The organism is Mycobacterium sp. AZCC_0083 (assembly GCF_014202335.1).
Taxonomy (GTDB): Bacteria; Actinomycetota; Actinomycetes; order Mycobacteriales; family Mycobacteriaceae; genus Mycobacterium.
Window position 1 is genome coordinate 21802 of the sequence record NZ_JACHGP010000012.1, and the last position, 12480, is coordinate 34281.

Annotated in this window: 13 protein-coding genes; 12 read left to right on the forward strand and 1 reads right to left on the reverse strand. The window is 67.3% G+C overall.

Going from position 1 to position 12480, the window contains the following annotated elements; genetic code table 11:
* The first annotated feature begins 20 nt into the window (after positions 1-20).
* Both HNP02_RS27455 and HNP02_RS27460 read left to right on the forward strand, forming a co-directional pair.
* A complete protein-coding gene (locus HNP02_RS27455; protein WP_184443799.1) occupies positions 21-1262 on the forward strand; it encodes an acyl-CoA dehydrogenase family protein in 1242 nt (413 codons plus the stop codon).
* A complete protein-coding gene (locus HNP02_RS27460) occupies positions 1259-2650 on the forward strand; it encodes a phosphotransferase family protein (RefSeq protein ID WP_184443800.1) in 1392 nt (463 codons plus the stop codon). The genes HNP02_RS27455 and HNP02_RS27460 overlap by 4 nt, the downstream gene beginning before the upstream one ends.
* Before the next feature lie 4 nt (positions 2651-2654).
* Here the strand turns inward: HNP02_RS27460 and HNP02_RS27465 are convergent, their stop codons facing one another.
* Entirely contained in the window at positions 2655-3281 is a 627-nt protein-coding gene (locus tag HNP02_RS27465; RefSeq protein ID WP_184443801.1) for a class I SAM-dependent methyltransferase, read from the reverse strand.
* A gap of 55 nt (positions 3282-3336) precedes the next feature.
* Between HNP02_RS27465 and HNP02_RS27470 the strand changes: the two genes are divergently transcribed.
* The 10 genes from HNP02_RS27470 (at position 3337) to HNP02_RS27515 (ending at position 12476) form a co-directional block, all read left to right on the forward strand.
* The gene (locus tag HNP02_RS27470) at positions 3337-3726 is read left to right on the forward strand and encodes a nuclear transport factor 2 family protein (protein WP_309241709.1); all 390 of its coding nucleotides are present in this window, start codon (positions 3337-3339) and stop codon (positions 3724-3726) included.
* A complete protein-coding gene (locus HNP02_RS27475) occupies positions 3723-4268 on the forward strand; it encodes a YceI family protein (protein ID WP_184443803.1) in 546 nt (181 codons plus the stop codon). The genes HNP02_RS27470 and HNP02_RS27475 overlap by 4 nt, the downstream gene beginning before the upstream one ends.
* A 10-nt stretch (positions 4269-4278) precedes the next feature.
* Entirely contained in the window at positions 4279-4674 is a 396-nt protein-coding gene (locus HNP02_RS27480) for a response regulator transcription factor (RefSeq protein ID WP_184443804.1), read from the forward strand.
* 170 nt (positions 4675-4844) lie between these two features.
* On the forward strand, positions 4845-5219 hold the full coding sequence (locus HNP02_RS27485; RefSeq protein WP_184443805.1) for an NADH-quinone oxidoreductase subunit A: 375 nt from the start codon (positions 4845-4847) through the stop codon (positions 5217-5219).
* 5 nt (positions 5220-5224) lie between these two features.
* Entirely contained in the window at positions 5225-5782 is a 558-nt protein-coding gene (locus HNP02_RS27490; protein ID WP_184443806.1) for an NADH-quinone oxidoreductase subunit B family protein, read from the forward strand.
* A complete protein-coding gene (locus HNP02_RS27495; RefSeq protein WP_184443807.1) occupies positions 5779-6468 on the forward strand; it encodes an NADH-quinone oxidoreductase subunit C in 690 nt (229 codons plus the stop codon). The genes HNP02_RS27490 and HNP02_RS27495 overlap by 4 nt, the downstream gene beginning before the upstream one ends.
* A complete protein-coding gene (nuoD, locus tag HNP02_RS27500) occupies positions 6468-7778 on the forward strand; it encodes an NADH dehydrogenase (quinone) subunit D (protein ID WP_184443808.1) in 1311 nt (436 codons plus the stop codon). The genes HNP02_RS27495 and nuoD overlap by 1 nt, the downstream gene beginning before the upstream one ends.
* A gap of 22 nt (positions 7779-7800) precedes the next feature.
* Entirely contained in the window at positions 7801-8655 is an 855-nt protein-coding gene (nuoE, locus tag HNP02_RS27505) for an NADH-quinone oxidoreductase subunit NuoE (RefSeq protein WP_184443809.1), read from the forward strand.
* Positions 8652-9965 (forward strand): NADH-quinone oxidoreductase subunit NuoF, encoded by a 1314-nt coding sequence (gene nuoF / locus HNP02_RS27510; protein WP_184443810.1) that lies wholly within the window; start codon positions 8652-8654, stop codon positions 9963-9965. Before nuoE ends, nuoF begins: the two co-directional genes overlap by 4 nt.
* Before the next feature lie 93 nt (positions 9966-10058).
* Positions 10059-12476, forward strand: a complete 2418-nt coding sequence (locus HNP02_RS27515; RefSeq protein WP_184443811.1) for an NADH-quinone oxidoreductase subunit G — start codon at positions 10059-10061, stop codon at positions 12474-12476.
* Positions 12477-12480: the final 4 nt, after the last annotated feature.

The window sequence follows — 12480 nt, forward strand, 5'->3', positions numbered from 1 at the left end:
CACCAAGGATGGGAATCAGAGTGGATTTCGCCCTGCCGGATCACCTTCCGGGCCTGCTCGCCGAGATGGACGCCTTCATCGACGCGGAGATCAAGCCGCTGGAAGCCGAGAACATGCAGTACTTCGACCGGCGCCGCGAGTTCGCCAGGACCGATCTGGAGAATGGCGGCATCCCGACAAGGGCGTGGGAGGACCTGCTCGACGAGATGCGCCGCCGCGCCGATGCGGCGGGGTGGCTGCGGTACGGCCTGCCCAAGCAGTTCGGCGGACGCGACGGCACCAATCTGGACATGGCGGTCATCCGGGAACACCTGGCGCACAAGGGCCTTGGCCTGCACAACGATCTGCAAGACGAGTCGTCGATCGTCGGCAACTTCCCCCAGGTCATCATGATGGACCGGTTCGGCACCGACGAACAGAAGGCGCTGTGGTGCGACGCGCTGATCACCGGCGAGCGGTCGATGGCGTTCGGCCTGACCGAGCCCAACCATGGTTCGGACGCCACCTGGCTGGAGACGACCGCGGTGGCCGACGGGCAGGACTGGGTGATCAACGGGTCCAAGCGGTGGAACACCGGTGTGCACCGCGCCACCCACGACCTGATCTTCGCCCGCACGTCCGGCGTGGCAGGCCAAGCAAGAGGCATCACCGCATTCCTGGTCCCGACCGACGCGCCCGGCTTCACGGTGCCGTATTACTGGTGGACGTTCAACATGCCGACCGATCACGGTGAGGTGGAGTTGCGCGACGTCCGGGTGCCCGCCGATGCCGTGCTCGGCGAGGTCGACCGTGGGCTCGAAGTCGGCCAGACGTTCCTGCACGAGAACCGGATTCGGCAGGCCGCAAGCAGCCTCGGTGCCGCGCAGTACTGCATCGACCGCGCGGTGGAGTACGCCTCGGAGCGGGAGGTGTTCGGCAAGCCGCTTGCGGTCAACCAGGCCGTGCAGTGGCCGCTGGTGGAACTGCAGACCGAGGCGCAGATGGTGCGCCTGCTGGTCTACTACGCGGCGACCCACCTGGACTCCAACGCCCACATGGAGGTCAGCGACAAGGTGTCGATGGCGAACTACCGCGCCAACCGGCTGGTCTGCGAGGCCGCCGACAGGGCCATGCAGGTCCACGGTGGCGTCGGCTACAGCAGGCACGAGCCGTTCGAGCACATCTACCGTCATCACCGCCGGTACCGGATCACCGAGGGAGCCGAGGAGATCCAGATCCGGCGGGTGGCGCAGCGGATGTTCAAGTTCGGTTCCAAGGCATGAGCGTGATCGATTCCTCCGCTCTCGCAGGCGTACTCGAGCCCGTGCTTGGCGGCGTCCGAATCGACGACCTGCGGGTGCTGACCGGCGGGGCGAGCCGAGCTACGTGGGCGTTTACGGCGGTCACCGATATCCGGGGCAAGCGAAGCGACGGGGAATGGCAATCCGGCGGGCGCGAGCTCATCCTCCGGATCGGGCCCCCCGACGAGATTCACGCGGGCATGGAACTCGAGGCGGCGGCACTGACAAGGGCCGCGGTCAGCGGTGCTCCCGTACCGCACGTCCTGGTCGCCGACGATTCCGCGACCGCACTCGGGAATCCCTACCTCGTCTGCGATTTCATCGGCGGCGAGACCATCGTCCGCCGCATTCAGCGTGCACTCGACGACGCCTCTCGTGCGTCCCTGCTGACGGAATGTGCTGACGCACTCGCCGCGATCCACCAGGCGGACCCGTCCGACATCGGACTCAAGGCATCCGAGCCGCTCGACGAGTGGCACGCCCAGCTCGACGAGATGGGCGATACCACGGCAACGTTCGAATGGGCGTTCCGGTGGCTCGCCGCGAACCGCCCACCAGTGTCACCGAATGTCTTGGTGCACGGTGACTTCCGGATGGGCAACCTCATCATCGACACCGACGCCGCGCCGGCCCGACTCGCGGCGGTGCTCGACTGGGAGCTCACCCATATGGGCGAGGTATACGAGGACCTCGCCTGGTTCTGCATCAGGGCGTGGCGGTTCGGCGCACCTCGCGCATTCGGCGCCGGTGGGCTCGGGTCCATCGAGGACTTTCTGCGTGCCTACGAGCGGGCATCCGGCAGCGCACTGGACCGCGGCGCGATGCACTGGTGGCTGGTCCTGTCCACGTTGCGCTGGGGCGTCATCTGCCGGTACCAGGCCGAGCGGCACCTGTCGGGCCAGACGCGGTCAGTCGAGCTGGCCGCCATCGGCAGGCGCGTCTGCGAGACCGAGTTCGACCTTCTGACACTCGTGGCCGGCGGGCAGGAGCGAAGCGACCCGGGGATTGTTGCAGCCCGCGTCATGACCGGCCTGCACGGCAGACCCACCGCCGCCGAACTGGTCGCGGCCGTGGCCGAATTCCTCGAGACCGACGTGCGGAACGGCACTAGGCCCAATGGTCGGCTCGCCGACGAAGGTTCAGTCCGCTTTCACGCCCGCGTCGCGGCCAACGTGCTGCGCACCGTCGAACGCGAACTGCTCGACGACACCGCCGCACCGGAACTGCTCGGCTACCCCGACGAGCGCGAACTCGCCGCGGCGATCCGCAGGGGTGAACTCGACAGCCGCGGCCCCGAACTCCTGCCGGTGCTCCGATCCCTCGTCCACCACCGACTGGCCGTCGCACACCCCGGCTATGAGCACGAGTAGGCGCTCAGGTCCGCCTGGCTCGCGCCAGCCACGCGGGTTCGTCCACCCTTGCGCCCACCACCAGGCCAAGCGCTTCCGAGTGCGCCTCCCCCACCACGCCGCGGTAGGTCGTGGTGTCGAGCGCCTCGAGGTCCCAGCCGTCGGCGAACGCAGTGCGGATCTGCGCCTCGCTGACCTGTGGCCCGAAGCCACGGCCTGCGTCGGAAAGGGCGAGCACGTGCAAGTACCCGCCAGCCCGCAGGGCGGTATGCAGGCTCGCGACGTAGCGGGCCCGGTCGGCGTCGTCGAAGATGTGGAACAGCGCACTGTCGACGATCGTGTCGTAGCCCGGCTCGGCGCCAAGGTTCATCGCGTCGGCCACCCCGAAGCGCGCGTCGACCCCCTTTGCCGCAGCGTTCGCGCGGGCCTGTTCGACCGCGCTCGGCGCATAGTCGATGCCAAGCACGTCGTAGCCAAGACGCGTCAACAAGATCGTGTGCTCACCGAGTCCACAGCCGGCATCGAGCATCCGCCCCCGCAACACCCCGGTCTTCTCGAGTCCGACGATCGCGGGCTGTGGCTCGCCGATCACCCAAGGCGCAGTGCGGTTTTCGTAGGCTTCGTTGAATCGTTCCCTTGCTGGTGTGCTCATGTGTTCCAGTGTGATACCTGAACTCGACTTGAGGTCAAGCAGAAATGGAGAACCCGTGAACGCGGACGTGTGCCTGGACGTGGCGAACCGGCTGTTCGGCGCCATCGAGCGCGGTGAGTACGAGACCGTCGCCGACATGTGGGCCGATGACGTCACGGTCTGGCACACAGGAGACTCACAGAACGACGATCGCGTCCGGGCGCTGAAGGTGATCCGGTGGTTCATGAACGTCACGGCGACTCGGAGCTACGAGATCCTGGATCGCCAGTACTTCGACGGCGGATTCGTGCAACAACACATCCTGCGCGCCAGCCGACCCGACGGCACATCGATCGAAATGCGGGTCTGCATCGTGATTAAGGTGGACACCGGGGGCCGGATCACCCGCGTCGACGAGTACTTCGACCCGGCCGACATGGACCCGCTGCTGAGGAGCACGACATGACCACCGTTTCGGACCTGCTCGCCAACGCCCAGCCGGGAACCGCGTGGATTCTGGATCGCAACCGCTCGACGGTGAGGGTCCGGAACAAGACGTTCTGGGGTGCGGTCCCCGTCAAGAGCACGTTCAGCGACGTCGAGGGCGAGGGCGAGATCACCGCGGCCAACACCATCGCCGGCCACCTGCGGGTCGGCGCGGCATCGGTGTCCACGGGCATCGGAAAGCGCGATGATCACCTGCGGTCGGCCGACTTCTTCGAGGTCGAGAACCATCCCGTGATCAGCATCGACGTGCACGGCGCGACGGTCACCGGAGCGGACACGCTTGACCTCGACGCCACCATCACCATCAAACGGGTCGAACGCCGACTCGTCCTGCCCGCCACGGTGAAGCTGCTCGGCGACGGCGTCGTCCGGATCACCACCAAGGCAGAGATCAGCCGCAAGGATTTTGGCGTCGACGGCAATATGGCGGGCATGATCCCGGACGCCACCCGGCTGGAAGGTGACGCCGTATTCACGCCGCGCGCCACGGACGCGCCGTAGCATCGGCTCCGTGCCCGACTCGCCCCTGCGGATCCTGGTCTATAGCGACAACGCGCTGACCCGCGACCAGGTCCGATCGGCGCTCGGACGGCGGGTGCACCCCGACCTGCCCGAGCTGACCTACCTCGACGTCGCCACGGCCGCCGTCGTGATCAAGAATCTCGACGAGGGCGGCATCGACCTGGCGATCCTGGACGGGGAGGCGGCGCCGACGGGTGGGATGGGGCTGGCCAAGCAGCTCAAGGACGAGATCGCCGACTGCCCGCCGATCCTGGTACTGACGGGCCGCCCGGACGACGCCTGGCTGGCCTCTTGGTCACGCGCCGAGGCCGCTGTGCCGCATCCGATCGACCCCATCGCCCTTGGCGAGGCGGTAGCCACGCTGCTGCGCGCCGTCGTGCAGTAACCAGCACGAAATAGTCTGGGACGGTTCACTCTTCGCGTCGCACGCGGGCGAGGATGCTGACGCCCAGTGATCAAACTTGATCCTATCCAAAATACGGCGGGCCAACCGTTAACGTGACTAAGCTGTGGTTCAGCTCACATCGACAGCCAACGAGGGAGCGACACAGCGGCATGAACGTTTACATACCAATCCTGGTGCTCGGGGCCATTGCGGCCGCGTTCGCCGTCGGTTCGGTCGGCATCGCCGTCCTCATCGGACCGCGGCGCTACAACCGGGCCAAGCTCGAGGCCTACGAATGCGGCATCGAACCGATGGCGCCGGGTTCCCCCGGTCACGAAACCACCGGCCAGCGATTCCCGGTCAAGTACTACCTCACCGCGATGTTGTTCATCGTGTTCGACATCGAGATCGTGTTCCTCTATCCGTGGGCCGTCTCGTTCGACTCGCTTGGCCTGTTCGCGGTCGTCGAGATGTTGCTCTTCATGCTCACCGTGTTCGTCGCGTACGCCTATGTGTGGCGACGCGGCGGATTGAGCTGGGACTGATCTAGATGGGTCTCGAAGAACGCTTGCCCGGCGGCATCCTGCTGTCGACGGTGGAGAAGGTGGCCGGCTACGTCCGCAAGGGATCGCTGTGGCCCGCGACGTTCGGCCTTGCGTGCTGCGCCATCGAGATGATGGCCACTGCCGGACCGCGATTCGACATCGCCAGGTTCGGCATGGAGCGGTTCTCGGCGACGCCGCGGCAGGCCGATCTGATGATCGTCGCGGGGCGCGTCAGCCAGAAGATGGCGCCGGTGTTGCGACAGGTCTACGACCAGATGGCCGAGCCCAAATGGGTTCTGGCGATGGGCGTCTGCGCATCCTCGGGCGGCATGTTCAACAACTACGCCGTCGTCCAGGGCGTTGACCACGTGGTCCCCGTGGACATCTACCTGCCCGGCTGTCCACCACGGCCTGAGATGCTACTGAATGCGATCCTGATGCTGCACGCCAAGATCCAGGAGATGCCACTCGGGGTCAACCGCGCCGATGCCATCGCCGCCGCCGAGGAGGCGGCGCTCGCGTCGCGGCCCACCATCGAGTTCACGGGACTGCTGCGGTCATGAGCGAGGCGAACGGCACCAGCGACGAGCAGTCGCCCCAGCTGATCGGCGTGCGACGAGGCAGCTTCGGCGTCGAGGGCAGCGGCGACACGTCCGGATACGGCAGGCTGATCCGCGAAGTCGTACTGCCCGGCAGTTCACCGCGACCCTACGGCGGATACTTCGACGACGTGGTCGACAGGTTGATCACCGTGCTCGGCGAGGACGCCTTCAGCGCCGCCGTCGAACGCGTCGTGGTGTTCCGCGACGAGCTCACCCTCGAGGTGCGCCGCGAGCATCTGGTCGCCGTTGCGCAGGCATTGCGCGACGACGCAGCCTTGAGATTCGAACTGTGCCTTGGTGTCTCGGGAGTGCACTACCCCAGCGACGCCGACCGCGAACTGCACGCGGTCTACCCGCTGATGTCGATCACACACAACCGGCGGATCCGCGTCGAGGTGGCCGCACCCGATGCGGATCCCCATGTGCCCTCGCTGTATTCGGTCTACCCCACCACGGACTGGCACGAGCGGGAGACCTACGACTTCTTCGGCATCGTGTTCGACGGGCACCCATCGCTGACCCGCATCGAGATGCCCGACGACTGGGTCGGCCATCCGCAACGCAAGGACTACCCGTTGGGCGGCATCCCCGTGGAGTACCACGGGGCGACGATCCCCCCGCCCGACGAGCGGAGGTCCTACAACTGATGACCCAACAAGACGTTCCCGAGACCGTGATCACGGTGGGCGGGGAAGACTGGGACGACGTCGTCAAGGCCGCAAGGGACAGTGGCGTCGCAGGCGAGCGCATCGTCGTCAACATGGGACCCCAGCACCCGTCCACACACGGCGTGCTGCGGCTCATCCTCGAGATCGACGGCGAGACGATCACCGAGGCCCGCTGTGGAATCGGCTACCTGCACACCGGAATCGAGAAGAACCTCGAGTACCGTAACTGGACGCAGGGCGTCACGTTCGTCACGCGAATGGACTACCTGTCGCCGTTCTTCAACGAGACGGCGTATTGCCTCGGCGTCGAGAAGTTACTCGACGTGACCGACGACATCCCCGAGCGGGCCACCGTCATCCGAGTGATGCTGATGGAGCTCAACCGGATCTCCAGCCACCTCGTCGCCCTGGCGACAGGAGGCATGGAACTGGGCGCCATGTCGGCCATGTTCTTCGGCTTCCTCGGACGTGAACAGGTGCTTGCGGTGTTCGAGACCATCACCGGCCTGCGCATGAACCATGCCTACATCCGGCCCGGTGGGGTGGCCGTCGACGTGCCCGACGAGGCGATGCCGCAGCTCGAGGAGCTGCTGCGGACGATGCCCGACAAGCTCACCGATCTGGAGAACCTGCTCAACGAGAACTACATCTGGAAGGCCCGCACCGTCGGCGTCGGCTACCTGGATCTCACGGGCTGCATGGCGCTCGGCATCACCGGCCCGATCCTTCGCTCCACCGGACTGCCGCACGACCTGCGCCGCGCCCAACCGTATTGCGGGTACGAGAACTACGAGTTCGACGTGATCACCACCGACGAGTGCGATGCCTACGGCCGCTACCTGATCCGGGTGCGGGAGATGCGGGAGTCGCTCAAGATCATCGAGCAGTGTGTCGATCGACTCAAGCCAGGACCGGTGATGCTCACCGACAAGAAACTCGCCTGGCCGGCCGACCTCAAACTCGGCCCCGACGGTCTTGGCAACTCGAAGGAATACATCGCCAAGATCATGGGCGGCTCGATGGAAGCCCTGATCCATCACTTCAAACTGGTCACCGAGGGCATCCGGGTGCCCGCCGGGCAGGTTTACGTCGCGGTCGAGTCGCCGCGCGGCGAACTCGGCGTGCACATGGTGTCCGACGGAGGCACACGGCCCTATCGCGTGCACTACCGCGACCCGTCGTTCACCAATCTTCAAGCGGTGGCGGCGATGTGCGAGGGCGGCATGGTCGCCGACGCGATCTCGGCGGTGGCGTCGATCGACCCGGTAATGGGCGGTGTGGATAGGTGATGAGCGCTTGCGCGAAGAGGAGATGGCACAAGTGACGGCGATCGAACTTCGTCTGGGACCCCGGCCCGACGAACCGGGACCGCCCATCACCCGCGGGCCGCAGTCCTATCCGGCCGACGTGACGACCCGGCTCGCCGCCGATGCCGCCGCGATCATCGGCCGCTACCCCAGCTCACGGTCCGCCCTTCTGCCCATGCTGCATCTGGTGCAGGCCGAGGAGGGCTTTCTCACCCCGGCCGGAATCGCCTTCTGCGCAGACCAACTCGACCTGACCCCGGCCGAGGTCACCGCGGTCGCCACGTTCTACTCGATGTACCGGCGGACGCCGACGGGCGACTACCTGGTCGGGGTGTGCACCAACACGCTGTGTGCCGTCATGGGCGGCGACGCGATCCTCGAGGTGCTCGAAGAACACCTCGGCGTGCACGCCGGGCAGACCACCGAAGATGGCAAGGTCACCCTGGACCACGTCGAATGCAACGCCGCGTGCGACTACGCGCCCGTGGTGATGGTCAACTGGGAGTTCTTCGACAACCAGACACCCTCGTCGGCAAGGGATCTCGTCGACCAGTTGCGTGACGGCTGGCCGGTGTCGCCCACCCGCGGCGCACCGCTGTGCACGTTCCGCGAGACGGCCCGCATCCTTGCCGGTTTCCCCGATCAACGGCCGGGAGCCAATGACGGCGCCGCCGGCGAGGCGACGCTGGCCGGACTAAGGGTGGCCCAAGAGCGCGGCATGGAGGCGCCATCGGTGGCCAATGCAAGTGCGGTGGCCGACGGACCCGACGACGAGCAGATCGCGAAGAAGTCGGCCCGCGACGAACCTGCGCCAGGACCGTCGGCTGACGTGCCGCCGAAGAATGGGGATCGGCCATGACGCTCACCCCCGTGCTCAGCGCCTACTGGGACGATCCCGAATCCTGGACGCTGCAGACCTACCTGGACCACGACGGCTATCAGGCGCTGTCGACCGCGCTGGCGATGGACCCCGACGCGGTCATCGCCCTCGTCAAGGACTCCGGACTGCGCGGCCGCGGCGGCGCGGGCTTCCCCACCGGTCAGAAGTGGTCGTTCATCCCGCAGGGCCCGGACGGTGCTGGTGCCAAGCCGCACTATCTGGTGATCAACGCCGATGAGTCGGAACCCGGTACCTGCAAGGACATTCCACTCATGATGGCCACGCCGCACGTGCTGGTCGAGGGCGCGATCATCGCGGCCTACGCCATCCGCGCCCGTCATGCGTTCATCTACGTCCGCGGCGAGGTGGTGCCGGTGCTGCGCCGGTTGCAGAACGCCGTCGACGAGGCCTACGCGGCCGGATACCTGGGCACCGACATCCGCGGCACGGGCTTCGACCTCGACCTGGTGGTGCACGCGGGCGCCGGCGCCTACATCTGCGGCGAGGAGACCGCGCTGCTCGACTCGCTGGAGGGCAGGCGAGGCCAGCCTCGGCTGCGGCCGCCATTCCCCGCCGTTGCTGGCCTGTACGCCTGCCCGACGGTGGTCAACAACGTCGAGTCGATCGCGAGCGTGCCCGCCGTCATGCGCGGCGGGGTCGAATGGTTCAAGTCGATGGGCTCGGAGAAGTCGCCGGGTTTCACGCTGTACTCGCTGTCCGGCCACGTCACCAGGCCCGGCCAGTACGAGGCGCCGTTGGGCATCACGCTGAACGAACTCCTCGACTACGCAGGCGGGGTGCGGGCAGGCCACCAGCTGAAGTTCTGGACCCCCGGCGGATCGTCCACCCCACTGCTGACGGCCGAACACCTCGACGTGCCATTGGATTACGAGAACATGGCCAAGGTCGGATCGATGCTCGGCACCAAGGCGCTGCAGATCTTCGACGAGACCACATGCGTGGTGCGGGCGGTCCGCCGCTGGACCCAGTTCTACGCCCACGAGTCCTGCGGCAAGTGCACACCGTGTCGCGAGGGCACCTACTGGCTGGCCCAGATCTACGAGCGCCTCGAGACCGGTCAGGCGGGTGAAGCCGATCTCGACAAACTGCTCGACATCGCCGATGCGATCAACGGCAAGTCGTTCTGCGCGCTCGGCGACGGCGCGGCGAGCCCAATCCTGTCGTCGATCAAGTACTTCCGCGACGAGTACGTCGCGCACCTTGACGGCGGGTGTCCGTTCGACCCGCACGCATCGATGCTCGCCGCACCGGAAGGGGCCGCCGTATGACGACAACCATCCGCGCGAGCAGTCGCAAAGTGCCCTCCTTTGCCCTGAATCAGGGCCATATATGTCTGCTCGCGGGAAAGGGGTGACGCGCTCATGACGATGGCAGAGAGGAAGACCGAACCGACGGCGCCAAGTGCGCCGGACGTCGAGCTCGTCACGCTGACCATCGACGACCATCAGCTCAGCGTGCCCAAGGGCACCCTGGTGATCCGCGCGGCGGAACTGATGGGCATCCAGATCCCCCGGTTCTGTGACCACCCACTGCTGGAACCGGTCGGCGCCTGCCGTCAGTGCCTCGTCGAGGTGGAGGGCCAGCGCAAGCCGATGGCATCGTGCACCATCACGGTCACCCCCGACATGGTCGTCCGGACACAACTGACATCGGAGATCGCCGACAAGGCCCAGCACGGCGTGATGGAACTGCTGCTGATCAATCACCCGCTCGACTGTCCGGTGTGCGACAAGGGCGGCGAATGCCCGCTGCAGAACCAGGCGATGTCGAACGGCCAGGCCGACACCCGGTTCGACGACGTCAAGCGAACCTTCCCCAAGCCGATCAACCTGTCGTCGCAAGTGCTACTCGACAGGGAACGGTGCGTGCTGTGTGCGCGGTGCACGCGATTCTCGAATCAGATCGCCGGGGATCCCTTCATCGAACTGCTCGAACGCGGTGCGCTGCAACAGGTTGGCATCGCCACCGATACCCCGTTCGACTCCTACTTCTCCGGGAACACCGTTCAGGTCTGCCCGGTGGGAGCGCTGACCGGCACCGCCTACCGGTTCCGGGCGCGCCCGTTCGACCTGGTGTCCTCGCCAAGCGCGTGTGAGCACTGCGCCTCGGGCTGCGCTCAGCGCACCGATCATCGGCGCGGGAAGGTGCTGCGCCGCTTGGCCGGTGACGATCCCGAGGTCAACGAGGAGTGGAATTGCGACAAGGGGCGCTGGGCGTTCGCGTACCCCAAACAGGGTGACCGGATCGCCACTCCGCTGGTGCGCGAGGCGGACGGCAACCAGCGCCCCGCGTCGTGGTCGGAGGCGGTGGCGATCGCCGTGCGCGGGCTCAGCGCGGCGGGCGGCCGCACTGGCGTGCTGGTAGGCGGCCGGGCGACGCTCGAAGACGCCTACGCCTACTCGAAGTTCACTCGGATCGTCTTGGGTACCAACGACATCGACTTCCGTAGCCGCGCACACTCGGAAGAGGAGGCGCAGTTCCTGGCGGCCGCGGTGGCCGGCCAGCAGATGTCGGTGACCTACGCCGACCTCGAGGCAGCACCCGCGGTGCTGCTCGCCGGGTTCGAGCCAGAGGAGGAGTCTCCGATCGTCTTCCTTCGGCTGCGCAAGGCATTCCGCAAGCACGGCCTGAAGGTCACCGCGATCGCGCCGTTCGCCACCCGCGGGCTGACGAAGATGGGCGGCACGCTCATCGCCACCGCGCCGGGTGGCGAGGCGGCCGCACTCGACGCCCTGCACGTCGACGAGTCGTTGCGGCTACCGGGTGCGGTGATCCTGGTCGGCGAACGGCTGGCGACTGCAACGGGCGGCTATTCGGCGGCGCTGCGGCTGGCCCGCGCGACGGGGGCGCGCATCGGCTGGGTGCCGCGGCGCGCAGGCGACCGCGGTGCGCTGGAAGCGGGTGCGGCACCGAACCTTCTGCCCGGCGGCAGGCCCGTCGACGATCCCGACGCCCGTGCCGAAGTCGCCGCGGCGTGGCACGTCGACGAACTGCCAACCGCGCAAGGGCGTGATGCATCGAGCATCTTGGAGGCGGCCGCCGACGGCGCGCTGGGCGCACTGCTGATCGGCGGCGTGGAACTCGACGACCTACCCGACCCTGCGGCGGCACTGGCTGCCCTTGACGGGGCGGGCGCCAAGCCGTTCGTGGTGAGCCTGGAACTGCGTCACAGCGCCGTCACCGACCGCGCGGACGTCGTCTTCCCCGTCGCCACAGTCACCGAGAAGGCGGGCACGTTCGTGAACTGGGAGGGTCGCTCCCGGCCGTTCGCCCCCGCCCTGCCACCGACTGCTACCTCGGATGCGCGGGTGCTCGCCGCGTTGGCCGAGGAGGTCGGCGTCGATCTGGGCCTCGGCGACGCCGCCGCAGTCCGCGACGAACTCGGCAGGCTGGGCACGTGGCAGGGCCCTCGGGCCGCGGATCCGGACGTAGCCGGGCAGGCGCCTGCCGTCCCTGCTGCCGGTCAGGCCGTTCTGGCCGGTTGGCGAATGCTGTTGGACGCGGGCCGACTTCAGGACGGCGAGCCGCACCTTGCCGGCACGGCGCGGCCTTCGGTCGTCCGGCTGTCCCCGGCCACCGCCGCCGAGATCGGGGTGAGCGACGACGATCGGGTGACCGTCGGCAGTGGACATGGCGAAGTCACCTTGCCGCTGGAGATCACCGAAATGCCCGACCGCGTGGTCTGGCTGCCGCTGAACTCGCACGGGTCGACGGTGGCCGCAACGCTGCGGGTCTCCGTCGGCACCGTCGTCGACGTTCGAGGAGGTGACCAGAAGTGACCTA

Bases quoted from the DNA above. Each gene is read 5' to 3' on its own strand.
- HNP02_RS27465 (WP_184443801.1), bottom strand. From the start codon at position 3,281: ATGAGCACACCAGCAAGGGAACGATTCAACGAAGCCTACGAAAACCGC.
- HNP02_RS27515 (WP_184443811.1), top strand. From the start codon at position 10,059: ATGACGATGGCAGAGAGGAAGACCGAACCGACGGCGCCAAGTGCGCCG.
- HNP02_RS27475 (WP_184443803.1), top strand. From the start codon at position 3,723: ATGACCACCGTTTCGGACCTGCTCGCCAACGCCCAGCCGGGAACCGCG.
- HNP02_RS27490 (WP_184443806.1), top strand. From the start codon at position 5,225: ATGGGTCTCGAAGAACGCTTGCCCGGCGGCATCCTGCTGTCGACGGTG.
- nuoE (WP_184443809.1), top strand. From the start codon at position 7,801: ATGGCACAAGTGACGGCGATCGAACTTCGTCTGGGACCCCGGCCCGAC.
- HNP02_RS27495 (WP_184443807.1), top strand. From the start codon at position 5,779: ATGAGCGAGGCGAACGGCACCAGCGACGAGCAGTCGCCCCAGCTGATC.
- HNP02_RS27485 (WP_184443805.1), top strand. From the start codon at position 4,845: ATGAACGTTTACATACCAATCCTGGTGCTCGGGGCCATTGCGGCCGCG.
- HNP02_RS27460 (WP_184443800.1), top strand. From the start codon at position 1,259: ATGAGCGTGATCGATTCCTCCGCTCTCGCAGGCGTACTCGAGCCCGTG.
- nuoD (WP_184443808.1), top strand. From the start codon at position 6,468: ATGACCCAACAAGACGTTCCCGAGACCGTGATCACGGTGGGCGGGGAA.
- nuoF (WP_184443810.1), top strand. From the start codon at position 8,652: ATGACGCTCACCCCCGTGCTCAGCGCCTACTGGGACGATCCCGAATCC.